Annotated in this window: 25 protein-coding genes; 16 read left to right on the top strand and 9 right to left on the bottom strand. The window is 47.4% G+C overall.

All coding sequences use genetic code 11. The annotated features are described in order from the left end of the window. Positions 1–25 precede the first annotated feature (25 nt). A complete protein-coding gene (locus tag ACNA6I_RS07955) occupies positions 26–415 on the bottom strand; it encodes a hypothetical protein (RefSeq protein WP_048004196.1) in 390 nt (129 codons plus the stop codon). Positions 416–624: 209 nt separating this feature from the next. On the opposite strand from ACNA6I_RS07955, the gene ACNA6I_RS07950 reads away from it, so the two are divergent. The 3 genes from ACNA6I_RS07950 (at position 625) to ACNA6I_RS07940 (ending at position 2281) form a co-directional block, all read left to right on the top strand. Further along, on the top strand, positions 625–873 hold the full coding sequence (locus ACNA6I_RS07950) for a hypothetical protein (protein WP_048004195.1): 249 nt from the start codon (positions 625–627) through the stop codon (positions 871–873). A 91-nt stretch (positions 874–964) separates the two neighbouring features. Beyond that, on the top strand, positions 965–1792 hold the full coding sequence (locus ACNA6I_RS07945) for a polysaccharide deacetylase family protein (protein WP_048004194.1): 828 nt from the start codon (positions 965–967) through the stop codon (positions 1790–1792). Between the two features lie 360 nt (positions 1793–2152). Continuing rightward, positions 2153–2281 carry a GapA-binding peptide SR1P gene (locus ACNA6I_RS07940; protein WP_375540471.1) on the top strand — a complete coding sequence of 43 codons (129 nt, stop codon included), beginning with the start codon at positions 2153–2155 and terminating at the stop codon, positions 2279–2281. A 55-nt stretch (positions 2282–2336) separates the two neighbouring features. On the opposite strand, the gene ACNA6I_RS07935 is transcribed toward ACNA6I_RS07940, so the two are convergent. Next, entirely contained in the window at positions 2337–3806 is a 1470-nt protein-coding gene (locus ACNA6I_RS07935; protein WP_048004193.1) for an aminotransferase class I/II-fold pyridoxal phosphate-dependent enzyme, read from the bottom strand. Positions 3807–4006: 200 nt separating this feature from the next. Here ACNA6I_RS07935 and ACNA6I_RS07930 point away from each other — a divergent pair, with 200 nt between their 5' ends. Continuing rightward, a complete protein-coding gene (locus ACNA6I_RS07930) occupies positions 4007–4963 on the top strand; it encodes an NAD(P)H-dependent flavin oxidoreductase (RefSeq protein WP_416313227.1) in 957 nt (318 codons plus the stop codon). Positions 4964–4976: 13 nt separating this feature from the next. Beyond that, positions 4977–5246: a UPF0223 family protein gene (locus ACNA6I_RS07925; protein ID WP_048004191.1), complete on the top strand. Its 270-nt coding sequence runs from the start codon at positions 4977–4979 to the stop codon at positions 5244–5246. A 66-nt stretch (positions 5247–5312) separates the two neighbouring features. Here ACNA6I_RS07925 and ACNA6I_RS07920 read toward each other — a convergent pair whose 3' ends face one another. Next, positions 5313–5933: a YktB family protein gene (locus ACNA6I_RS07920; protein WP_148794952.1), complete on the bottom strand. Its 621-nt coding sequence runs from the start codon at positions 5931–5933 to the stop codon at positions 5313–5315. A 174-nt stretch (positions 5934–6107) separates the two neighbouring features. Here ACNA6I_RS07920 and ACNA6I_RS07915 point away from each other — a divergent pair, with 174 nt between their 5' ends. Both ACNA6I_RS07915 and ACNA6I_RS07910 read left to right on the top strand, forming a co-directional pair. Then, a complete protein-coding gene (locus ACNA6I_RS07915; RefSeq protein WP_048004189.1) occupies positions 6108–6302 on the top strand; it encodes a hypothetical protein in 195 nt (64 codons plus the stop codon). Positions 6303–6506: 204 nt separating this feature from the next. Then, the gene (locus ACNA6I_RS07910) at positions 6507–7298 is read left to right on the top strand and encodes an inositol monophosphatase family protein (protein ID WP_048004188.1); all 792 of its coding nucleotides are present in this window, start codon (positions 6507–6509) and stop codon (positions 7296–7298) included. Between the two features lie 57 nt (positions 7299–7355). On the opposite strand, the gene ACNA6I_RS07905 is transcribed toward ACNA6I_RS07910, so the two are convergent. After that, positions 7356–7541, bottom strand: coding sequence for a YlaF family protein (locus tag ACNA6I_RS07905; RefSeq protein ID WP_048004187.1), 186 nt, complete (start codon positions 7539–7541; stop codon positions 7356–7358). Positions 7542–7744: 203 nt separating this feature from the next. Here ACNA6I_RS07905 and typA point away from each other — a divergent pair, with 203 nt between their 5' ends. After that, on the top strand, positions 7745–9589 hold the full coding sequence (gene typA / locus ACNA6I_RS07900) for a translational GTPase TypA (RefSeq protein ID WP_048004186.1): 1845 nt from the start codon (positions 7745–7747) through the stop codon (positions 9587–9589). A 23-nt stretch (positions 9590–9612) separates the two neighbouring features. Then, on the top strand, positions 9613–9921 hold the full coding sequence (locus tag ACNA6I_RS07895; protein ID WP_416313138.1) for a YlaH-like family protein: 309 nt from the start codon (positions 9613–9615) through the stop codon (positions 9919–9921). A 74-nt stretch (positions 9922–9995) separates the two neighbouring features. Here the strand turns inward: ACNA6I_RS07895 and ACNA6I_RS07890 are convergent, their stop codons facing one another. Both ACNA6I_RS07890 and ACNA6I_RS07885 read right to left on the bottom strand, forming a co-directional pair. Beyond that, positions 9996–10439, bottom strand: coding sequence for a hypothetical protein (locus ACNA6I_RS07890; protein WP_048004184.1), 444 nt, complete (start codon positions 10437–10439; stop codon positions 9996–9998). Next, positions 10439–10639 (bottom strand): YlaI family protein, encoded by a 201-nt coding sequence (locus ACNA6I_RS07885; RefSeq protein ID WP_053427418.1) that lies wholly within the window; start codon positions 10637–10639, stop codon positions 10439–10441. Before ACNA6I_RS07885 ends, ACNA6I_RS07890 begins: the two co-directional genes overlap by 1 nt. A gap of 173 nt (positions 10640–10812) precedes the next feature. Here ACNA6I_RS07885 and ACNA6I_RS07880 point away from each other — a divergent pair, with 173 nt between their 5' ends. Next, positions 10813–11268: a pyridoxamine 5'-phosphate oxidase family protein gene (locus tag ACNA6I_RS07880; RefSeq protein ID WP_048004183.1), complete on the top strand. Its 456-nt coding sequence runs from the start codon at positions 10813–10815 to the stop codon at positions 11266–11268. 24 nt (positions 11269–11292) lie between these two features. Here ACNA6I_RS07880 and ACNA6I_RS07875 read toward each other — a convergent pair whose 3' ends face one another. Next, positions 11293–11889 carry a YhcN/YlaJ family sporulation lipoprotein gene (locus ACNA6I_RS07875; RefSeq protein WP_416313137.1) on the bottom strand — a complete coding sequence of 199 codons (597 nt, stop codon included), beginning with the start codon at positions 11887–11889 and terminating at the stop codon, positions 11293–11295. Between the two features lie 174 nt (positions 11890–12063). Between ACNA6I_RS07875 and ACNA6I_RS07870 the strand changes: the two genes are divergently transcribed. Continuing rightward, positions 12064–13392 carry a PhoH family protein gene (locus ACNA6I_RS07870; RefSeq protein WP_048004181.1) on the top strand — a complete coding sequence of 443 codons (1329 nt, stop codon included), beginning with the start codon at positions 12064–12066 and terminating at the stop codon, positions 13390–13392. A gap of 60 nt (positions 13393–13452) precedes the next feature. On the opposite strand, the gene ACNA6I_RS07865 is transcribed toward ACNA6I_RS07870, so the two are convergent. Next, positions 13453–13950 carry a peptidyl-prolyl cis-trans isomerase gene (locus ACNA6I_RS07865; protein WP_416313136.1) on the bottom strand — a complete coding sequence of 166 codons (498 nt, stop codon included), beginning with the start codon at positions 13948–13950 and terminating at the stop codon, positions 13453–13455. A gap of 125 nt (positions 13951–14075) precedes the next feature. On the opposite strand from ACNA6I_RS07865, the gene glsA reads away from it, so the two are divergent. From glsA to pyc, 4 genes are all read left to right on the top strand, one after another. Beyond that, entirely contained in the window at positions 14076–14999 is a 924-nt protein-coding gene (glsA, locus tag ACNA6I_RS07860; protein WP_416313135.1) for a glutaminase A, read from the top strand. A 152-nt stretch (positions 15000–15151) separates the two neighbouring features. Next, a complete protein-coding gene (locus ACNA6I_RS07855) occupies positions 15152–15421 on the top strand; it encodes a YlaN family protein (protein WP_285806125.1) in 270 nt (89 codons plus the stop codon). Between the two features lie 97 nt (positions 15422–15518). Continuing rightward, entirely contained in the window at positions 15519–16730 is a 1212-nt protein-coding gene (gene ftsW / locus ACNA6I_RS07850; protein ID WP_048004177.1) for a putative lipid II flippase FtsW, read from the top strand. A gap of 165 nt (positions 16731–16895) precedes the next feature. Further along, positions 16896–20339, top strand: coding sequence for a pyruvate carboxylase (gene pyc, locus ACNA6I_RS07845; protein WP_416313134.1), 3444 nt, complete (start codon positions 16896–16898; stop codon positions 20337–20339). Between the two features lie 49 nt (positions 20340–20388). On the opposite strand, the gene ACNA6I_RS07840 is transcribed toward pyc, so the two are convergent. Next, on the bottom strand, positions 20389–21294 hold the full coding sequence (locus ACNA6I_RS07840) for a COX15/CtaA family protein (RefSeq protein ID WP_048004175.1): 906 nt from the start codon (positions 21292–21294) through the stop codon (positions 20389–20391). A 480-nt stretch (positions 21295–21774) separates the two neighbouring features. On the opposite strand from ACNA6I_RS07840, the gene cyoE reads away from it, so the two are divergent. Next, positions 21775–22683, top strand: a complete 909-nt coding sequence (gene cyoE, locus ACNA6I_RS07835) for a heme o synthase (RefSeq protein ID WP_048004174.1) — start codon at positions 21775–21777, stop codon at positions 22681–22683. Positions 22684–22749 lie beyond the last annotated feature (66 nt).

The raw sequence follows: 22749 nt of genomic DNA, 5'->3' as shown, positions 1-22749 counted from the left end.
TCCTCATCCGAGGGTCATCTTTTTTTTAATCATACCAATGGGAGATTGCCTGGGCCACGGGCTTGACAATATTGTTCTTGTTCGTGGATCCTTCAATTTCACAAATGACTTCATTGTCTTCTATGACTAATATGGCTGGGGACTCGGGCGTCTTGTCCAGGATGGGCTGATCCTCAGTGGAACGGGTATTGACGACTTTAAGGTGCTTCAAGCTCTCCGGGTGCTTCGATTTGAGTTCCAGGATGGCATCATAATAAGGAATTTCGCTCGTGAGATTTTCATCATCCGTGAAGAACAGAACCTGCTTCCTGATCATTTCATCAGTTGCCTGGGTCACATTCTGCGAAGAAACCCCACTGCAGGAACTTAAGAGGAGAGCTGTCGATGCGATCAATAGGAAACATATGCGCTTCATACATCTTCCTTCTTTCTATGTAGGATGGTATGGAATGTAAAATAATGACTATTAACACTGTCTTATGGACCATTCTATCATACAAAGATCCTCTATGCGGAAAGTCATGGAAATGTTACAGAATTGAAAAGACAATCATACTGATATTTCTTTGGGCAGAATATAGTATAGAGGTAAGCCTTCATTTTCATGGTAAAGGATGTCGTCGGATGAAAATATATATTGCATTCCTCGTTCAGCTGATGTTATGGAGCGTATTTTATATTGCCGAATGGTTCTCGACAAAGGATCATGTAGAATATAAATGGATCATGTTTGCCCTGTTCTTCTATCTATCCTTCCTTGTGGCCGGGAAGATCGTTCAATCCAGAAAACTGACTCTGTTTATTACTTCATCCAGTCTTTGCTGCTTTTTTGCTTTCAAAGTCCTGTTCGAGGGAGTCCTTCAACTGATCTAGCCGATTGTATCCAGGAAGGATTAGAATATTTTCCAGATGTCACAGTTTATGTTAAAATGTTCAAAGTGACGTTGGAAAGGTGTTTGATCATATGAAGAAATTACTGGTATTCGCAGTTTTCCTGTCTTTGTTCCTTGGTGCCTGCTCGAGCGGCGGAACGGCTTCAAGCAGTACAAAGGAAAAGAAGGAAGAACCAAAGAAAGAAGAGGCAGCTACAAAGGAAGCCACGGATGAAGAAAGCAATGAAGAGAAAGTAGAGGAAGAGGTAGCTCCGGCAGTAGCCGAACCTGAATACGTCGTGAATGAGAACACATGGACGATCGACCCCATCAAGGATGCGAACAAGAAAGTCGCCCTCCTCACATTCGATGATTCTCCGGACGAGCATGCCGTAGAGATCGCTGAAGATTTGAAGGAGATGGATGTGAACGCCATCTTTTTTGTAAACGGACATTTCCTTGAATCAAACGAAGGGAAGGAAAAGTTAAAAAAAATCCACGATATGGGATTTGAGATCGGCAACCATACATATCATCACAGTTCACTGAAGGATCTGACACCTGATGAGCAACGGAAGGAAATCGTAGAGCTGAATGATCTCGTCGAATCGATCATCGGTGAACGCCCTGTCTTCTTCCGTGCACCCTTCGGACAGAATACCGATGAGAGCAGGGAAGTGGTCAAGGAAGAGAAGATGACCCTCATGAATTGGACGTACGGGTATGACTGGGAAAAGCAGTACCAGTCAAAGGCCGCCATCTCGGATATCATGGTCAACAGCCCTTATCTCGGGGACGGAGCAAACCTGTTGATGCATGACCGTACATGGACGGCAGAAGCAGTTCCTGATATCGTGAAAGGTCTTCAGGATAAAGGGTTTGAAATCCTCGATCCTGCAAAGATCAAAACAATCGAATAGGCGTGGCAGCGGAAAGTCCGCATCATTCAGACCTGGAATGATGCGGATTTTTTTGATGAAAGAGGCAGCGTGCAGAGGATCTGTGAACGCATGTGGGTAGCGTCAATCACGGGTCGCCCATGCGCCAGGCGGGATGGCCCGACAGGAAGCTGGTATTCGGATATAAGACCATAGTGGAAACAATATTTTCTGAAAAATAAAGAAATCGCACACATCAAAATGTAATCGCATACATACACTTATTAGTATGGAGGAATGATGGGGTTTCAATGAATAAAGTTATACAATTTAAGGTTGATTTTCTAATTGTGTTATAATATTATAGAGTCAGATAAAACGCTTACACTAAAACAGAAGGGAATGAACGTAATGGGAACAATCGTTTGTCAATCTTGTCTGAACACCATTGAGCATTATGAGGATGAAAAGGTTTCTGTTTTATTCTCTAACTGCTGTACATGTGAACATGATGTAGAAATTGATGATTAATCGATGATATAAAGAAAAGGATGAGGGGCCATTCAGGCTCTTCATCCTTTTTCTGTTAGCGGATCGCCCGATGTTCCTTGATGACGCGAAGATGTCGTAGATCATAATCTTCTGGTCCTTGGACGGGCAGTCCGGCTTCAATATTCGTTTTGATGTATTCGATATTTTCCTTTGTGATGATCTCCCCGGGAATGAAGATCGGAATCCCAGGAGGATACACCATGATGAATTCTGCAATCGTTCTTCCCACCGTTTCGTCAATGGGGATGACTTCGGTTTCTGCATAAAAAGCATCTCTTGGCGTGATGGACAACACGGGGATGTCAGGCAGCATGACCGTGATCGGATCGCGGGCTCCGTCCTGTTTCAACTTTTCCGTCAGTTCCTTGAGCGCGCTCACCAAAGTGGAAGCATCTTCTTCAGTATCACCCGGAGTGATGATACAAAGGATGTTATATAGGTCGGATAATTCCACCTCGATATTATGGGACTCCCGTAGCCATTTTTCTGCATCGAATCCGCTGATTCCAAGATCTTTGACGGAGATGATCAGTTTGGTCGGGTCATAATCAAATGTTGCTTTCGTTCCGAGAATTTCTTTTCCTACGCAATATAGTCCTTCAATGCCATTGATTTGGTCACGCATGCGTCCGGCAAGCTCGATGGTCCTGGAGATGAGCTCGTGACCTTCAGTGGCAAGACGCTTCCTCGCCACGTCCAATGAAGCAAGAAGCAGGTAGGACGTAGATGTTGTCGTGAGCATGCTGAGAATGGTCTGGACCCGCTTCGGTGAAACAAGCCCGTTCTTCATATTGAGCACAGAGCTCTGCGTCATGGACCCGCCCAGTTTGTGCACGCTGGTGGCCGCGAGATCTGCGCCAGCCTGCATGGCAGAAAGGGGAAGGTCGTCGTGAAAATGGATATGAACGCCGTGTGCTTCATCTACAAGGACAGGTACATCGTATGAGTGGGCAATCTCCACGATTTTCTTGAGATCTGCCGATATTCCGAAATACGTCGGGTTGATGACGAGTACACCTTTCGCATCGGGGTTCTGTTCAAGGGCGCGGGCAACGGCATCCGTTGTGATCCCGTGGGAAATCCCAAGATTCTCGTCAATATCCGGATGGATGAAGACGGGGGTAGCGCCTGAGAATACGATGGCAGACATGACGGATTTATGAACATTACGCGGAACAATGATTTTATCTCCAGGTCCGCATACACTCATCACCATGGTCATGATGGCGCCACTCGTGCCTTGCACAGAGAAAAATGTATGGTCAGCCCCGAAGGCTTCAGCAGCCAGGTCCTGGGCTTCTTTGATCATTCCCTTCGGCTGGTGCAAGTCATCCAGCGGGGCAATGTTGATCAGGTCGATGGAAAGGGCATTTTCGCCGATGAATTCCTTGAATTCAGGATCCATACCTGCCCCCTTCTTATGTCCGGGGATATGGAATTGTACAGGATTTTTTTTACTATGATTCATCAAGCCGGTAAATAACGGCGTATCATGCTGGGACAATGTAGTAAACACCTCTTTAAAGTCTTCTTGAACTTTTCATTATACTAGAAAACAGACTGTTGCACTAACAAACATATGAATTATAGCATTTCAACCATTCTTTGCATAGTGGTGGGTGGCTTCCATTCTAAATGAGCTGGTTCGGAGGAGGAATTTCACCTCCATTGAAGAATAGGAGAATAAGACAGGAGGAATTGATGATGAAATGGAGTACAAGGGTGACGGAAAAATTAGGGATTACATACCCCATCATTCAAGGGGGACTGGCTCATCTTGCATATGCAGAGCTTGCTGCAGCTGTTTCAAATGCGGGGGGACTTGGACAGGTCACGGCTATGTCGATGGAATCCCCTTTGGAGGTCAAGCGTGAAATCCAAAAGATCAAAACCATGACAGAAAAACCGTTCGGTGTGAATTTTGCCATCGGTCAGCATGGCCGTCCATACAGGGAGTACGTGGAGGCAGCTATTGAAGAAGGGGTTCCGGCGATTTCCGTGACCGGCGGAAATCCAGCGCCGATCTTGCAGATGCTTGAAGGAACGGGGATTATAAAATTGGTGCTTGTGGCTTCCAAACGACAAGCCGTCAAGGCAGAGGAGCTAGGCGCCGATATCGTCATGGTGGTGGGACAAGAGGGAGGAGGACATCTCGGCAAGGAAGATGTGGGGACCTTCGTATTGATTCCTCAAGTGGTTGATGCCGTATCGATTCCGGTTGTGGCGAGCGGAGGGGTCGGTGACGGAAGAGGATTGATGGCCGCCCTTTCCTTTGGTGCCGAAGGGATCGAGATGGGAACAAGATTCATTGCGACGAAAGAATGCGTACATGCGTCCGATGCGTATAAAAGCGCCTTGATTGCAGGGGATGAGAATGGTACAGTGGTGATTAAACGAACTCTCGGGGCCCCTTCAAGGGTCATCTCGAATGACTGGACTTCGGCGATACTGGATCGAGAGGCCCGGAATGCCGGATATGAGGGGCTGAAGGATTACATCAGCGGTGAAGCCAACAGGAAATTTGTCCACGACGGTAAAACAACCGAAGGTTTTGCATGGGCAGGTCAGGTGATGGGGATGATCAAGGATATCCCTACCGTGGATGAATTGATGTCGCGCATGATTCTTGAGGGTGAGAGTATCCGAACTAAATGGTCGTAAGGAGTGTCATAGAATGGAATACCAATATCCCTTTGATATTGATTGGACAACGGAAGAGGTCATCGATGTGATCGCCTTCTTTGAATCGATTGAACAAGCATATGAAAAAAGCATCGATCGTGATGAATTGATGAAGAAATACAAACGTTTTAAGGAAATCGTACCAGGTAAAGCAGATGAAAAACGAATCTGCGACGAGTTCCAGCAATCGAGCGGTTATTCATCCTATCATGTGATCAAAAAGATGAAAGATCAACCGGAAAGCGGAAGGATCTCGATGTAATAAAAGGCGGCCTGCTGAGAAGCAGACCGCCTTTTATTTGAGCCCATCCCCTTGTGCCAGGCAGGTTTAGCTCATTTTATAAAGGGGTAAAAGTGTTTCAAAGGCGACGGTGATCTTGTCCATCAATTCCTCACCGCTCATCTTTGTCACCGTATCCCTATCCAGATGGAGTCCACAAAGCAATTCAGCTTTTTTGACGGATTGTACCCTTTTGGCAAGTGCCAGAAGATCATCCCTGCTCATGGAGTTGTATGGGGTGGCATCCGGCTTCATATGATCTCCGGACCAGACGAATTCACCCGGGATCATCTCTGGGATCTCATCCACACGCTGTTCGATCTGACGGCCGAAGGCAGCTTTGCCTGGTGCTTCATAGATCATAGCGAACCAGACGAACAGATGGGTGCCCCATAAGCCGATTTGGAAGTGAGGGTGCTTTTTATACCCCCTCTTATCGGATGCAAACGCGACCCATGTATCATTCGGCGGATTGACTGAACGTCTGGCATGCTTTGCAACATGGTAGTGGACTTCATCCCCTGTCATGACGGACAGGGAAGGGGCGAAATGTTGTCCCAGGAAGTCCAGTTTCGGACGTATCTTCTCCACGATTGCTTCCATTCTGGCATCTAGGCCCTCGATCGAGAACACATTAAAATCTTCTTCGGTAAATCCATTGAATTTCATCTAAAACCCTCCTTGTACATGGCTATCGTAGCACAAAGGCATGGGAGGGGTGTAGCCGGAATGCTTTGCAGATAGGTAATGGCACATTTTAGTTACAAGATGGAGAATTTCTCATAACATGTAGTAAATATTATCAGAACAATCAGATAAAACTTCCGGAAGGGGTGTAGGAAAATGAAACAGGTAATGAATACGTCTAAAAAAAGGGATGTCCAGCAGCAAAGGCTGAATGTGTTGAGGTTGGAAATGGACTATGAACTTGCCGTCCTTTTTGAAGCCATCCAGTTGAATGATGAACAGCTCCAGAGCAATTCGAAACAAAAATTGATGGGCATCCGTGAAGAATTGATGAAACTGAAGGCTTTATAGAATCACTTTCCTAATGAGGTAAATACTAAAAATGATGATGAATTCAACTTGAAAAGACGGGTCCTGAGGGAATTATTCAGGTCCGTATTTTTATGCCTGGATCATTAGTGCCAAGTGCTGCTGCTTGAAAGAGCCTCATTTTTCCATTACACTTATGAGCTAAAGGAAGTCCACGCTCATCCGATACATAGGAGGATTGCTTGCATGACAAACTGGATTGAACTCGACCAAAACGTGAGAAGCTGGATCAAGGAAGCCGGAGAACGCATCCGTACATCCTTTGATTCAGAGTTAAGCATTAAAACGAAGTCTAATCGTAACGATCTTGTGACCGATATGGATGAGGCAACTGAAAAATATTTCACTGAAGCCATCCGCCATACGTACCCCGATCATCAGATCATGGGCGAGGAAGGCTTTGGAGACGACTTACATACACTTGAAGGAGTCACCTGGATCATTGATCCCATCGACGGAACGATGAATTTCGTCCATCAGCAGCGGAACTTTGCCATTTCCATCGGCATCTATGACGGAGCTGTCGGCAAGCTGGGTTATATATATGATGTCGTCCATGATGAACTTTATTACGCCAGCAAGGGCGAGGGGGCATTCATGAATGAGCAAAGGCTACCGGACCTGGAGGAGGTTCCCGTAGAGGATGCCATTGTCGCCCTCAATGCCCTTTGGGTGACGGATAATAAGCGGATCGACCCTTCAGTCCTCGGCCCACTCGTTCAAAAGGCAAGGGGGATCCGATCTTACGGATCTGCGGCCATTGAAATGGCCTACATCGCTGCAGGAAGGCTCGATGCGTATCTGACCATGAGGCTTGCTCCCTGGGATTTTGCTGCCGGTAAGATCCTGATCGAAGAGGTCGGGGGAATGGTGACCGATCTAGAAGGAAATGAACTGGATCCCCTCAAAAAGAGCTCGGTTTTCGTCGGAAAACCAGGGCTGCACCAAACGATCTTGGATACGTATATCAAAAAATAGGTATAACGAAAAAGGTGCCGGATGGAGGTTTTCCTCCAATCGGCACCTTTTCTTTGATTATAGTCTTCCTTCTTCCCGGTAGCGCTTCTTCGTTTTGAAGCCGAAGCCCATGACAACCATGAGTGCGGCGAAACTCCCGACCGCGAGTAAGATGCTTTGCAGGCTTATGGATATGGCGATTCCCATGAGGGAGACGGCCGCTAATAGTGAAAACAGGACAAAGATCCACTTAATATTTCCCATCTAGATACCTCCATTGAATGAATATGCTTGCTATACGTATGATTTTACCCCTGTGGGAAAGAATGTGCAATGTCTGTAGCCTGTAATTGTAAGGGTTTACGAGCGAAATATTTATTAGGGGTTTTATAAACGCTGTGCTATAATGGTCTAGTTGAACAGAAATCAAGTCAGGAATGAAATCCAATATATTCAGGAGTGGAAATATGAACTTAAGAAATGATCTTAGAAATATAGCCATTATTGCTCACGTTGACCACGGTAAAACAACATTGGTCGATGAGCTGTTAAAGCAATCCGGTATCTTCCGTGAAAATGAAACCGTATCGGAACGTGCCATGGATTCCAATGACCTCGAACGCGAACGCGGTATCACGATCCTTGCGAAAAATACTGCGATCCAATATAAAGATACGCGCATCAACATCCTGGACACACCTGGACATGCCGATTTCGGTGGGGAAGTGGAACGGATCATGAAGATGGTCGATGGTGTCCTTCTTGTAGTCGATGCTTATGAAGGATGCATGCCTCAAACACGCTTTGTACTGAAAAAAGCACTCGAGCAAAACCTAACGCCAATCGTAGTCGTGAACAAGATCGATAAAGATTCTGCCCGTCCGGAAGAAGTCATCGATGAAGTACTGGAACTGTTCATCGAGCTTGATGCCAATGACGAGCAGCTTGAATTCCCTGTGATCTATGCGTCTGCCATCAGTGGTACTGCAAGCACAGACCCGGATCCGTCCAAACAAGATGAGAACATGCAGTGCTTGTATGAGTCCATCATTGAAAACATTCCTGCACCGGTTGATAATCGTCAAGATCCACTTCAATTCCAAGTGGCCCTTCTTGATTACAATGACTACGTGGGCCGTATCGGGATCGGACGTGTGTTCCGTGGAACGATGAGAGTTGGACAACAGGTTTCATTGATGAAGCTTGATGGATCCATCAAATCGTTCCGTGTCACGAAGATCTTCGGTTTCCTCGGATTGAAACGGGTTGAAATTCAAGAAGCGAATGCAGGAGACCTGATTGCTGTATCAGGTATGGAAGACATCAACGTAGGGGAAACCGTTTGTCCGGTTGAACATCAAGATCCACTACCTGTCCTCCGTATCGACGAGCCTACCCTTCAAATGACGTTCCTTGTGAACAACAGCCCATTTGCAGGTCGTGAAGGTAAATTCGTCACTGCAAGGAAAATTGAAGAGAGACTTCTATCCCAGCTTCAAACCGATGTCAGTCTTCGTGTAGAGCCAACTGATTCACCGGATGCCTGGACAGTATCAGGTCGTGGGGAGCTTCACCTTTCCATCCTGATCGAGAACATGCGCCGTGAAGGGTATGAGCTTCAAGTGTCAAAACCTGAAGTCATTGTACGTGAAGTGGATGGAGTGAAATGTGAGCCGGTTGAACGCGTTCAAATTGATATTCCTGAAGAGTTCATGGGCGGTGTCATCGAATCACTTGGACAGCGTAAAGGTGAAATGCTCGATATGATCAATAACGGAAACGGTCAGGTTCGCCTTGTATTCATGGTTCCTGCGCGTGGATTGATCGGATATTCGACTGAGTTCATGACACTCACAAGAGGGTATGGTATCATTAACCATACATTCGACAGCTATCAACCGCTTCAACAAGGTCGCGTAGGTGGCAGACGCCAAGGTGTCCTTGTGTCGATGGAAACAGGTAAAACCACTCAATACGGCATCATGCAGGTTGAGGACCGCGGTACCATCTTCGTGGAATCGGGTACAGAAATCTATGCAGGTATGGTCGTCGGTGAAAACACCCGTGAAAATGACATCACAGTAAACATCACGAAAATGAAACAAGCGACGAACGTCCGTTCAGCCACTAAAGATCAAACCGTGACAATCAAGAAAGCACGAATCATGACGCTTGAAGAGTCACTTGAATATCTGAATGATGACGAGTACTGCGAAGTGACACCTGAATCCATCCGTCTTCGTAAGAAGATCCTTGATAAGAGCGAGCGTGAAAGAGCTGAGAAAAAGAAAAAAACAGCTGAAAATAAGTAATAAGCGTTAAGGGGGAGTAGGGCATGGATGTAACGGAGAGGTTATCCTTTTTTGCATCCCTGTACCGTGTTGATCAGAATGCGGAACTGGGGATGTGGCTATTGTATCTGACCATCATCGGTCTATCCATCCTTGTGTACAAGCTGGGATTCGCCAAGAAACTTCCGATTGCCAAATCGATTGTGATCTATCTTTTCCTTGTGATGGGATGCACGATCCTGACGTTCCTCGGGATTTTCCTCCCGGTTGCGGAGGGACTGGTCATCGCTGCACTGATTCTCATCATCTATAAGGTGCGCCTGAACAACGAAAAGAGAAAAGGGAATATCTGACGAAACCGTACCCCATCATCTTGAAGCACTCCCGCACCACCGTCAAAGGGGACGGAAAACCAAAAAGGCAGCAGTCATATAATTGACTGCTGCCTTTTTTTTGTAAACATCTCGTAAAGCATAGGCATGGATGCACCGAAAGCAAGGTGACCGATCGTCCATAGGGCGATGGCTGCCATGTCGTCCATAGGAGGAACCTCCTTTAGGGCGAGGTAAGACAAGGGAAAATACAGGAAGATCGTCGGTACTGTCAAGATGAAGGAAAACCACCAACGCCAAGTCTTATTAAGGTTCCATCTGTCCAGCACCCAACCGTAGAGCATCCCAATGATGACGGCGATGATGAGGTGAAACAAAAATTCCATCCATTCAGGCCAAAGGATGCTGCCGAAGAAAGGGAGGAAGTCTACATTCAATAACAATGTATAAACCCCTATATCGGTCATGAACTGAAACGCTTTTAATACAAGACCCAAGAATGTTCCTGCCAACAGCCCGATCAAAGCGCCCTTACCCATTAAAAGTCATCATCCACTTTAGGGGAGCGGTACAGCTTAAAGTTACCGGAAGCTGCGCGTTCTTCGGTTCTTTTTTTGATGCGTTCATTGCATTGATTACACATATATGTGTGAATAGGGCGATTCCTCAGTCGTTTTGCTTGTAGCGAATAATCCTCAATGTTATCAATTACATCGCATAATGCGCATTTAACTCTCATATGTGACACCTCGATTCAATTTCTCATTAGTGATAGTATATCATGAGCAGTCCCGGTCGTCTTGCGTCGGTTCATAAAGATGAGGAAAATAAATACATGCAACAGGATGGGAGCTCTGCTATACTGAAAGTGTAAGATTCTGAAGGTACAGTAGAGAGTCTAGGGGGGATTGGATGGCAAACCAGGTAGAACATTCGCTTTTTCCCGATTTATATGAGTGTTTTCAGTCAGAAAGATTCGTCACGCTGTCCACGGTTGATTTTGAAACCGGCGGACCGAATGTCAGTGCGATTTCATGGATCTATGCAAAGGATGAAACATCTCTTCTGCTTGCGGTGGACCAAAAATCTCGGATCCTTCAGAACATTGCTCAAAACCCGCTGACAGTAGTCAACGTCATTGCAAACGAGTCGACTTATTCGATTTCAGGGGAATCGGCTGTCCTTATGCCGCGCCTTGAGGGAGTCCCGCTGAAGGTATCGCTCATCAGACTGGCGATCCGGGAAGTGAGGGACGTGATGTTCTATGGCTCCAAAATCTCTGTAGAACCCGTTTATGAAAAAACATATGATAAATCCGCGGCAGAAAGATTGGACCGCCAAGTGTTAGAAGCCATGAAAAAGGCATAGTGCCCCTTCATGGCTTCTTTTTGTTCAATCGATTTTGTCGTAGGATTGCTTTTCTTGTTCCTTCTTCAGCTCCCGATCATTGGACCTGTTCATATCCCCTTTAGGGTTTTCGGGACCATTTTCGGGATCTGTATCCTTGAGGGACTTCGGTACTTCGGGCATCAGTCTCCCCGATATATCGGATAGTTCATTGAAGATCCCTTTAAGTGGCCGTCCGTTTTGTACATCCTTGCTGATTTCTTGCAGTCGGGCATACAGATCGGGGTCGGCCACGATCACAGCCTGTGCTCCGTATGGATCTTCCTGAAGGGCTTCAGCTACGGAGTATTTGATTGTGCCAACCTGAGACCTTTCAACATTGGCACCGACATCGATGCCTACAAAGGCATATTTCCCGATGACGACAGCAGTGGCATCATGGACATTGGGGATCGATGTACTCAGGTTGACCAGGTGTTCGGAAATCTGTTGACCAGACTTTCGTTCCACCCGCTTGGGGATGTTGCTGTCATTTACGGTGATCGGCTGATTGCCGGAACGCTCACCCTGAGCCTCATCTGTATTGCGGGCACAAGCCGTGATGAAGGTGAGGGCCAAAAGGAGCAGGATGAATCTGTTCATATACAAACCTCCCTGATTAGGATCATTCTTTCTCCTTATTGTGTAATGTTCTTCTATCTTTATACGCTCGTACATATATTTGAGAAACGGGCCGTCCTATTAGGTAGCTGGAATGACCGGAAGTCGAGAGGCTACATACAATAGTGTTAAGAATAAGGAGCAGGAGGCATCGATTTGAATAAAATTTATGTACTGGATACCAATGTCTTATTACAAGATCCACAGGCCATCTTTTCCTTCCAGGATAATGAGGTCGTCATCCCAGCCGTTGTACTCGAAGAAGTGGATTCGAAGAAGCGTTATATGGATGAAGTCGGAAGAAACGCAAGACATGTATCGAAACTCATAGATCAACTTCGGCAAGACGGAAAGCTCCATGAAAAAATCCCTCTCTATACAGGCGGCTCAATCAGGATCGAATTGAATCACCGGTCCTTCCAGCAGCTTCAAGATATTTTTGTAGAAAAAACAAATGATAACAGGATCATAGCCGTGGCGAAAAACCTTTCCCTCGAAGAAGAAGCGAAAACCGATGGGAAGACGGTCATACTCGTCAGTAAAGATACCCTGGTCAGGGTGAAAGCCGATGCGATCGGATTGATTGCGGAGGATTTCCTCAGTGACCGGGTGGTGGAAGTGAACGATGTGTACACCGGTTTTGAAGAGGTGTATGTTGACAAAGAGGTGTTGGATCGTTATTACGAGAAGGGGGAGCTTTCACTGACGGATGTCAGTGGCCACAGATTGTATCCCCACGAATTCATCATTTTGAAAGATGCTCTCGGGAGTTCCGCTTCAGCACTCGGAAGGGTGGATCAGCAAGGACAGAAGTTGAGGAAGCTCGTATACGATCAGGAGCATATGTGGGGGATCAAGGCGAGGAATGTGCAGCAGCTTATGGCGACGGAATTGCTCCTGAGGGATGACATTTCCCTGGTGACGATGATCGGGAAGGCCGGTACGGGGAAGACACTGCTCGCACTTGCTGCCGGATTGCTTCAGACAGAGGACTTCCATAAATTCAATAAGCTCTTAGTGGCACGTCCCATCGTGCCGGTAGGAAAGGACATCGGCTATCTGCCGGGTGAAAAACAGGAGAAGTTGAGGCCGTGGATGCAGCCGATCTTCGACAATCTCGAATACCTGTTCAATGTCAAAAAGCCCGGGGAACTGGATGATATCCTTGCGGGAATGGCATCCATTGAAGTGGAAGCCCTCACCTATATACGCGGCCGGAGCATCCCGGACCAATTCATCATCATTGATGAGGCACAGAATTTGACGAAACATGAAGTCAAAACGATCCTCACAAGGGTGGGGGAGAGGAGCAAGATCGTGTTGATGGGAGATCCTGCTCAGATCGATCATCCATATCTGGATGAATACAATAACGGGCTGACGTATGTGGTGGAGAAGTTCAAGGATCAGCAGATCGCCGGTCATGTCAGGCTGATGAAGGGTGAACGATCGGGTCTTGCCCAGCTTGCGGCAGACCTTCTATAACAGAATTTATACAAAAGACGGCCTCGTGGGGAGTAACCCTCGAGGCCGTCTTTGTATGTTCTATTCGATCCGGAATGCCTTGACCGATGTGATGGGCTCCGTTTGATTGGATCCGTCGCCGTAATAGGCATGGACCGGGCCGTTTTCCTTAAGGGGCTTTCCATTCAACGAAAAGCCGAGGATAAGATCACGGGCTTCTGGTAAGGACAGCGTATGTTCCCCCTCGTCCGTCTCGATGACAACCGTTGCAGCGTCAGCGTGAGGCTCTGCATTTTTCAGGAATGGGGCGAACGGGACGCCGAACGTTCCCGTCAAGACCTTTTCCTTTTCATATTTCTTTTCCGTCTTCAGTGTGGGAGGATAGGTTGCACCTTCCTGGATTTCCCTAGACCAGTGGCGGGATACGGCTTTCGTATATTCTTCAAGTTCATCTATCGCTTCTGTCGTGCGTGAGAAATAGGTCGTCAGATCCACTTTTCGATCGTCGAAGATCCAGACGCCTGCATCTAATGTGATGGGAAACGTAACATTCCCCTTGATTGGTACGATGGTTTCCATGTATTGATCTCCCCTTCTGGATGATACCTAAAGTATACAGGTAGAAAACCTATTTGTCACATGGATTGGAAGTGTTTTCAATGCGGGGTTTGGGGAATGATAATGAATACTTAGGAGGAGATACGATGTCTCAGGCACAAAGAATCCTTGAAGAATTCATTCGGAAGGCTGCGCCTTTTACAAAAGAAGGACGGGTCGCCGATTATATTCCTGCATTGAATGAGCAGGATCCGGATGATCTGGCGATTTCCATCCACTTTCTCGACGGAAGGACATGTCATGCAGGATCACATATGAAGAAATTCACCCTGCAAAGTGTATCCAAGGTCATCACACTGGCTTTGGTCTTGATGGACTGCGGGCAGGAAGAGGTGTTTTCCAAGGTGGGGATGGAGCCTACGGGCGACCCGTTCAACTCGATTGCAAAGCTCGAAACAAACAAGCCTTCGAAACCTCTCAACCCGATGATCAATGCCGGTGCACTGGCGGTGACCTCCATGATCAAGGGAGGGACATGCAGCGAAAAGTGGGACCGACTCATTGCCTTCATCAATCATATGACGGGGGATGACGTATCGTATAATCCGGAGGTAGCACAATCAGAGCTCGAGACCGCCGATCTCAACAGGGCCCTCTGTTACTTTATGAAGCAGCACGGGGTGATCGATATCGATGTGGAGGAGCTCCTCGATCTCTATACGAAGCAATGTGCAGTTGAAATGAGCTGCATGGATCTGGCGAGGATCGGAGCAGTCTTTGCCAATGACGGGGTGGAGCCGGGATCGGGCCGGCGCATCATCACGAAGGATACGGCAAGGATCTGCAAGACCTTCATGGTGACGTGCGGAATGTATAATCGCTCCGGGGAATTTGCGATCAAAGTCGGCATACCGGCCAAAAGCGGTGTTTCCGGAGGGATAATGGGATCGGTACCAGGTAAATGCGGGGTCGGTCTCTTCGGTCCGAGTCTTGATGACGTAGGGAACAGCGTTGCGGGTGTGAAAATCCTTGAGATGCTGAGCTCTCAATATTCCTGGAGTATTTTCTGATTCACTGATCTATTCGCTCCATTCATTCATATGATTGTCATAGACTGGCGTCACAATCTCTTATTTCTCTTGCATTTTGCCTTGTTTAACGATAAAATTTTAAGACAGAATGTTATTTGTTCGGAATGGGGTGGACGACTGTGGCGTCAGAAATGACCATCAATCATAGAGAAAAGGCATACGAGCTATTGAAGGCCGATGCAGATAAAATATTGCAACTGATCAAAGTTCAAATGGACAACTTAACGATGCCTCAATGTCCTTTGTACGAAGAAGTATTGGACACGCAGATGTTCGGCCTGTCCCGTGAAATCGAATTCGCGGTCCGTCTGGGACTTGTGGATGATGGTGACGGCAAAGAGTTAATTGATTCTTTGGAAAGGGAACTTTCTGCCCTTCATGAAGCATCGACAAAAAAGTAAAATAGACATGACAACTCAAACAATACCTCATACTGTTGTTTGAGTTTTTTTGTTAAGTGATATACATAAAGATCTGGATGATAAAGGATTGAAAGCTATGTTCAAAAAAATATTGAAATCATATGACTACTCACTGATCGGGGTCTATCTGATGCTGTGCATTTTCGGACTTGTGATGGTGTACAGCTCCAGCATGGTCGTTGCTGTGGAAAAGTTCGGTATGGAAAGTGATTATTTTTATAAGAAGCAGCTGGTGAATCTTGTCATCAGCTTTGTGGCTTTCCTGGTTGCTGCCTGGTTCCCATACAAGGCGTTTAAGATCGGGAAGGTCCTGAAGACCCTCATGCTTCTGGTCATCGCCCTTCTTATATCCGTGCATTTCTTCGGAAGCGTCGTGAATAACGCGAAAAGCTGGATCGACCTCGGGGTCATGAGGATCCAGCCTTCCGAATTCGCAAAGCTTGCGGTCATCATCTATCTCGGATCCGTCTACTCGAAGAAGCAGGCATACATAAACGATCTCAACAGGGGACTGGCACCGCCCCTTGTATTCCTTGGATTCATCTGCTTCATCGTTTTCCTCGAGCCCGACTTCGGTACCGCGGCGATCATCTTCCTCATCGGGCTGATCGTGATACTCTGTTCCGGGATCAACCATAAGACGTTCTTCAAGCTAGCCGGGATGGCAGCTGCGTTGGTAGTGATCGTCTCACCGATCATCTACCTTGCCAGGGGACATATCTTTACAGAGGTGAGGATGAACAGGATCAATGCCTACCTTTCCCCGTTCCAGGATGCACAGGGCATCGGGTACCAGCTCGTTAATTCCTACCTTGCCATCGGTTCGGGAGGGGTCAAGGGACTCGGCCTCGGTCAGAGTGTCCAGAAGCTCGGATACATCCCTGAGCCCCAGACGGATTTCATCATGGCGATCATTGCCGAGGAACTGGGCATCTTTGGAGTGGCATTTGTGATTCTCGGACTTGCCTATCTGGTCCTCAGGGGGATCTATATCGGAGTCAAATGCCAGGATCCTTTTGGCACGATGATTGCCATCGGGATCTCCAGCATGATCGGCATCCAGGCTTTCATCAATCTTGGAGGGGTGTCGGGACTCATTCCGATCACAGGTGTCCCGCTTCCGTTCATCAGCTATGGGGGCTCATCCCTTCTCGTACTGTCCCTTTCACTGGGAGTACTGGTGAACGTCGCGATGTTCAATCGTTATGAAGAAAAATATAAAACAAAGAAGGAAAATGACATTCCTTCGGAGAATATGTCTAATAATCGGAATTTTTATAAGATGTAAATGTAGAAAAATGCGGTTTTTCTCATTGAATGCCAATTCATTCATGCGTTGAACATGATTGCTTTGTCTAGGGTCTGCCCCCTAAGATGCTTCTTTCGGGTCAGCCCTTTTTTCATAGAATGATAGATGAAGACATCAACCATGAAGAGCAAAAGGAGAGATTGTATGAAGAAGATTCAAAAAGTATTAGTAGCCAACCGTGGAGAAATTGCCATCCGGGTCTTTCGTGCATGTACCGAGCTGAATATCCGTACTGTAGCCGTGTACAGTAAAGAAGATTCCGGCTCCTATCATCGCTATAAAGCGGATGAAGCCTATCTTGTGGGGGAAGGGAAGAAGCCGATCGACGCCTATCTTGATATCGAGGATATCATCAGGATCGCCAAGACGGCAGACGTGGATGCCATCCATCCCGGCTACGGGTTCTTATCCGAAAACATACATTTTGCCAGGAGATGCGAGGAAGAAGGCATCATCTTCGTTGGACCGCACACCAAACATCTTGATATGTTCGGAGACAAGGTCAAAGCCCGCCAGCAGGCAGTAGAAGCCAATATCCCCGTCATCCCGGGTACCGACGGACCCGTCCAATCCCTCGAGGAAGTCATCAGCTTCGGGAAGGATAACGGATTCCCGATCATCATCAAAGCTTCCTTGGGCGGTGGCGGACGCGGAATGCGGATCGTACGGAATCTCGAAAGCCTGAAAGAGGCTTACGAGCGTGCTAAATCCGAAGCGAAAGCAGCATTCGGGAACGATGAGATCTATGTTGAGAAGTTCGTTGAAAAGCCGAAGCACATCGAAGTCCAAATCCTAGGGGATGAAGACGGGAACATCGTGCATCTTTATGAACGGGACTGCTCGATTCAAAGAAGGCACCAAAAGGTCGTCGAGGTGGCACCATCGGTTTCCCTTGGAGATGACCTCAGGGAAGAGATCTGTGAGGCAGCGGTAAGATTGATGAAGAACGTCGACTATGTGAATGCAGGGACGGTCGAGTTCCTCGTGGCAGACGGACGTTTTTATTTCATCGAGGTCAATCCACGGGTACAGGTCGAGCATACGATCACCGAAATGGTGACTGGTGTCGATATCGTCCAATCACAGCTCCTCATTGCAGAAGGGCACCCCCTTCATGGAAGCAAACTCGGCATTCCTGAGCAAGAAGATGTGAGGACGAACGGATTTGCGATTCAATCCCGTGTGACGACAGAGGACCCACTGAATCAATTCATGCCCGATACCGGTAAGATCATGGCCTATCGCTCGGGAGGAGGTTTCGGTGTCAGGCTCGATGCAGGGAACGGCTTCCAGGGTGCGGTCATCACGCCGTATTACGATTCGCTCCTTGTAAAGCTGTCAACGTGGGCGCTCACGTTCGAACAGGCTGCAAGCAAGATGGTGAGGAACCTACAGGAATTCAGGATCCGGGGAATTAAGACCAATATTCCGTTCCTTGAGAATGTGGTGAAACACGAAAACTTCGTCACAGGGAAGTATGATACATCATTCATCGATACGACGCCTGAGCTTTTCCTATTCCCGAAACGGAAGGACAGGGGTACGAAGATGCTCACCTACATCGGGAATGTCACGATCAACGGATTCCCCGGCGTAGAGAAGAGGAAAAAACCGGTCTTCACCAAACCGCGCATTCCTTCTTTGCAGAATCCGGTTGCGGAAAAGGTAAGGGGAACGAAGCAGATCCTTGATGAGAAAGGTGCGGAAGGTCTTGTGGAGTGGGTGAAGGAGCAGAAGTCGGTCCTGCTAACCGACACGACCTTCCGTGATGCCCATCAATCGCTTCTCGCGACCCGCGTGAGGACGACGGACCTGAAGGCCATTGCGGAGCCGACGGCAGAATTGCTGCCGGATCTCTTCTCCTATGAAATGTGGGGAGGTGCCACATTTGATGTTGCCTATCGATTCTTGAAGGAAGACCCGTGGGACAGGCTCCTGACCTTGAGGGAGCGGATTCCGAATGTCCTCTTCCAGATGCTTCTGAGAGCATCCAACGCAGTCGGCTACAAAAACTATCCGGATAATGTCATCCGGGAGTTTGTAGAAAAGTCAGCGTATGCAGGTATCGATGTGTTCAGGATCTTTGACAGCCTCAACTGGGTCAAAGGAATGGAAGTCGCCATCGATGCCGTGCGTCAGAGCGGAAAGATCGCAGAAGCTGCCATCTGTTATACAGGTGACATAGAAGACGAAACACGTGCCAAATATAATATCGATTATTACAAAGAGATCGCCAAGGAATTGGAAGCAAGCGGTGCCCATATGCTGGCGATCAAAGATATGGCGGGTCTCCTCAAGCCTCAGTCAGCTTATCGTCTCATCTCAGAGCTTAAGAGCACGGTTGACTTGCCTATCCATCTCCATACACATGACACAAGCGGGAACGGGATCTATACGTATGCAAAAGCCGTTGAAGCTGGAGTGGACATCGTCGATACAGCTCTCAGCACAATGTCGGGCCTGACCTCCCAGCCTAGTGCCAACACGCTCTATTACGCGTTGAAGGGTACGGAGCGGGAGCCACAGGTGGACATCCAATCCCTTGAGACACTCTCTCATTATTGGGAGGATGTGCGTAAATATTACACTGACTTCGAAAGCGGGATGATGTCACCTCATTCGGAAGTCTACAAGCACGAAATGCCGGGCGGGCAATACAGCAATCTGCAGCAGCAGGCGAAGGCTGTCGGGCTCGGCGACCGCTGGGAAGAAGTAAAGGACATGTATGCGAGGGTGAACCAGCTGTTCGGTGATATCGTCAAAGTGACCCCTTCTTCTAAAGTGGTGGGGGATATGGCCCTCTTCATGGTACAGAATGAACTGGACGAGGAGACGGTACTCGAGAGAGGGGAAAAGATCGATTTCCCTGATTCAGTCATCGAACTTTTCGAAGGCTACCTTGGTCAGCCTCACGGGGGCTTCCCGGAGGAACTTCAACGAGTCATCCTCAAAGGCCGTACACCGATCACGGTCCGTCCTGGTGAACTTCTGGATGATGTCGATTTCAACGCTCTTAAAGAAAAGCTGTTTGAAGATCTGAAACGTCCGGTCACCAGCTTTGATGCCCTTGGATATGCCCTTTATCCGAAAGTCTTTATGGAATACGCGGGTATGGTGGATCAATTCGGCGATATTTCCGTCCTTGATACACCGACCTTCCTGTTCGGCATGAGGCTCGGAGAGGAAATAGAAGTTGAGATCGAAACAGGGAAGACGCTGATCGTCAAGTTGGTCTCAATCGGTCAGGCTCAGGCAGATGGTACCAGGGTCGTTTACTTCGAACTCAACGGCCAGCCGCGTGAAGTGGTGATCAGGGATGAAAGCATTAAATCCACCGTTGCCGTCAAAATGAAGGCCGATCCCAAGAAGGAATCGCATCTCGGTGCATCTATGCCGGGAACCGTCATCAAAGTTATTTCTGAAAAAGGGGAGAAGGTCCAAAAAGGCGATCACCTCATCATTACAGAAGCAATGAAGATGGAAACAACGGTTCAAGCACCATTCGCTGGAACTGTGAAAGAAATCTACGTTTCTAACGGAGATGCCATTTCTCCTGGTGATCTATTGATTGAAGTAGAAAAATCCTGATAGCAAAAAAAGATTCCGGTCCATGGAGGACCGGAATCTTTTTCTGTTTTTACTGACGTTTCTTGCTTCTCGATCCAAGCATGATCAAATAGCAGAGAAGTCCGAACAAGCAGGAGATGATAAGGGCGTGCAGGAGAGCAACTGCCAGGTTCAATCTGGTCAACACGACCAAAGCGCCAGTCGTTGCCTGCAGGGTCACGAGGATCAATGCGATGATCCAGCCCCAATACACTACTTTTTGCTGTTTGTATTTTTTTACGGCCAGGATCGTGACGTATGCAATCCAGACAAAAACGAGGGCGGCAGCTGTACGATGCCCCATTTGAATCCACTCGTACATATTGGTCGGCAGCCCGATGCTTGAATTCACGCAGAATGGCCAATCCTTACATACGAGGCTCGATTCGGTGTGGCGGACGAGGGCCCCGGTGTAGACGACCAGATACGTATAGATTGTTACCCCGATTGTGTGCCGCCTCATCCGCTTATCGATGATTACCTTGTCCGCTTCGAACTTTTGATCCACTTCAAAAATCAGCAGGGTCAAGAGCAATACGGAAGCGAATGAAATGAGCGATATGCCGAAGTGGATGGCAAGGACGAAATCCGACTGTCCCCATTTAACCGCCGCAGCGCCGATCAATCCTTGAAGGACAAGGAAGAAGAAGGATAGGACAGCCAAAAACTTTGTTTCACGCTTATGTCCGATCGCCTTCCATGACCAGATGGACAGGGCAAGGAGCAGGAGTCCGACTCCACCGGAAACGACCCTATGCGCAAGCTCGATGACGAGCTCGATGGTGATATTATCAGGAATCAATTGTCCATGGCAAAGCGGCCATGAACGACCGCAGCCCATTCCAGAGCCGGTTTTCGTCACGAGTGCACCGCCCAGTAGGACAAATAACATACCGAGACTTGTAAGAACAGCAAGCCATTTTAAACCTTTATGCAAGTTCTTCACCTTCTTAACTGATAGAATGCACATATGATCAGTATTGTAGTAAAATATATGCCTCTTCGATGATACCGGACCAGGCGTGAAAACTCAATAAATAAGATGTTACAGAATTTCGAGCAATTATCGACATTTTTCCAACGAAAGCTCAATTGGTCTTTACATGCAGAAAGGGAAGGGAACCGGTAGTAGTTTTATCCTAATTGCTAGAATATTAAAATCTGTAAGCGCTTATCATATATTTATGGTATGATTGTCAAAGACCCGTCCTAACTTATTTTCTTCACAATTTCTTCACATTATTGGATAAATTTCTTCCAAAAACGGAAATATATATGGTTTAATATTATATTGATAGCGTCTTTCCGGTTAGACGAGTCGTTTTTTGTAAACGATTTAATTGTAGGAATATGTCAAACATATCCTTTGTTATGGCGGTCGGGATCCGGCCCTCATGCGTTGGGGAGGAGGAAGTAAATGAGCAACAGTCGAACGATGACGGATGCCATGGGGGAGACTGCGTCCTCTGTATGGAAGGATTTCCTTTCGTTGATTAAAATTGGGATCGTCAATTCCAATCTGATAACCACCTTTACCGGTATGTGGCTCGCCTTTTACTTTTCAGGTGCCCATTTTCTTCAATCCTTGGATATCATTTTCCTCACCCTTGCAGGGTCCTCTTTCATCATTGCCGGTTCATGTGCGGTGAATAATGTATACGACCGGGATATCGATCACGTGATGGACCGTACAAAGGGGAGGCCGACTGTAACCGGGAAGATCAATGCCGGTAAGGCCCTTTCCATAGGCCTGTTCATGATCTTACTCGGGACCATCATGTTATTCATGACGACCATCACGGCCGGCGTCATCGGACTCGTAGGAGTGATCAGCTATGTTCTCCTCTATACGATGTGGTCGAAACGGAGATACGTCAGCAACACCATTGTGGGAAGCATCTCCGGAGCCGTCCCTCCGTTAATCGGATGGGCAGCAGTGGACGGTGGCTTGAGCACCACAGCTTGGGTGCTTTTCCTCCTCGTGTTCATCTGGCAGCCTCCACATTTTTATGCGCTCGCCATGAAACGGGTTGAAGAATACCGTGCCGCCAACATTCCGATGCTTCCTGTCGTCAAGGGCTTCAACGTCACAAAGCATCATATCGTCTGGTGGGTGGCGGCACTTCTTCCGCTTCCATTCTTCCTGATCGATCTGGGACTTCCGTTCTTCATCCTTGCGACGGCATTCAATATCGGATGGCTGGCTCTCGGACTTGCGGGATATAAGATGAAGGATGAAATCAAATGGTCGCGCCTCATGTTTGTTTATTCACTGAACTACCTGACCATCTTGTTTGTAGCGATGGTGATTGTCACCGTCGTTTAGCATAGGAATTCTTTCTTAAAAGAAATCCAAATAGATCTTTTTTTAAGTCCTTGTTTTACTCAAGAG

Origin of the sequence: Rossellomorea sp. FS2 (genome assembly GCF_047915635.1) — a bacterium.
GTDB classification, from domain to species: Bacteria; Bacillota; Bacilli; order Bacillales; family Bacillaceae_B; genus Rossellomorea; species Rossellomorea marisflavi_A.
The sequence above is the reverse complement of the archived record's forward strand: the minus strand, read 5'-3'. Positions and strand labels throughout refer to the sequence as shown.

Coding starts and splice junctions, on each gene's coding strand:
- ACNA6I_RS07950 (WP_048004195.1), top strand. CDS start 625: ATGAAAATATATATTGCATTCCTCGTTCAGCTGATGTTATGGAGCGTA.
- ACNA6I_RS07885 (WP_053427418.1), bottom strand. CDS start 10,639: ATGAGAGTTAAATGCGCATTATGCGATGTAATTGATAACATTGAGGAT.
- ACNA6I_RS07930 (WP_416313227.1), top strand. CDS start 4,007: ATGAAATGGAGTACAAGGGTGACGGAAAAATTAGGGATTACATACCCC.
- ACNA6I_RS07955 (WP_048004196.1), bottom strand. CDS start 415: ATGAAGCGCATATGTTTCCTATTGATCGCATCGACAGCTCTCCTCTTA.
- ACNA6I_RS07940 (WP_375540471.1), top strand. CDS start 2,153: ATGAACGTAATGGGAACAATCGTTTGTCAATCTTGTCTGAACACCATT.
- ACNA6I_RS07905 (WP_048004187.1), bottom strand. CDS start 7,541: ATGGGAAATATTAAGTGGATCTTTGTCCTGTTTTCACTATTAGCGGCC.
- ACNA6I_RS07925 (WP_048004191.1), top strand. CDS start 4,977: ATGGAATACCAATATCCCTTTGATATTGATTGGACAACGGAAGAGGTC.
- ACNA6I_RS07920 (WP_148794952.1), bottom strand. CDS start 5,933: ATGAAATTCAATGGATTTACCGAAGAAGATTTTAATGTGTTCTCGATC.
- typA (WP_048004186.1), top strand. CDS start 7,745: ATGAACTTAAGAAATGATCTTAGAAATATAGCCATTATTGCTCACGTT.
- pyc (WP_416313134.1), top strand. CDS start 16,896: ATGAAGAAGATTCAAAAAGTATTAGTAGCCAACCGTGGAGAAATTGCC.
- ACNA6I_RS07895 (WP_416313138.1), top strand. CDS start 9,613: ATGGATGTAACGGAGAGGTTATCCTTTTTTGCATCCCTGTACCGTGTT.
- ACNA6I_RS07880 (WP_048004183.1), top strand. CDS start 10,813: ATGGCAAACCAGGTAGAACATTCGCTTTTTCCCGATTTATATGAGTGT.
- glsA (WP_416313135.1), top strand. CDS start 14,076: ATGTCTCAGGCACAAAGAATCCTTGAAGAATTCATTCGGAAGGCTGCG.
- ACNA6I_RS07910 (WP_048004188.1), top strand. CDS start 6,507: ATGACAAACTGGATTGAACTCGACCAAAACGTGAGAAGCTGGATCAAG.
- ACNA6I_RS07915 (WP_048004189.1), top strand. CDS start 6,108: ATGAAACAGGTAATGAATACGTCTAAAAAAAGGGATGTCCAGCAGCAA.
- ACNA6I_RS07890 (WP_048004184.1), bottom strand. CDS start 10,439: ATGGGTAAGGGCGCTTTGATCGGGCTGTTGGCAGGAACATTCTTGGGT.
- ftsW (WP_048004177.1), top strand. CDS start 15,519: ATGTTCAAAAAAATATTGAAATCATATGACTACTCACTGATCGGGGTC.
- cyoE (WP_048004174.1), top strand. CDS start 21,775: ATGAGCAACAGTCGAACGATGACGGATGCCATGGGGGAGACTGCGTCC.
- ACNA6I_RS07865 (WP_416313136.1), bottom strand. CDS start 13,950: ATGGAAACCATCGTACCAATCAAGGGGAATGTTACGTTTCCCATCACA.
- ACNA6I_RS07945 (WP_048004194.1), top strand. CDS start 965: ATGAAGAAATTACTGGTATTCGCAGTTTTCCTGTCTTTGTTCCTTGGT.
- ACNA6I_RS07855 (WP_285806125.1), top strand. CDS start 15,152: ATGACCATCAATCATAGAGAAAAGGCATACGAGCTATTGAAGGCCGAT.
- ACNA6I_RS07875 (WP_416313137.1), bottom strand. CDS start 11,889: ATGAACAGATTCATCCTGCTCCTTTTGGCCCTCACCTTCATCACGGCT.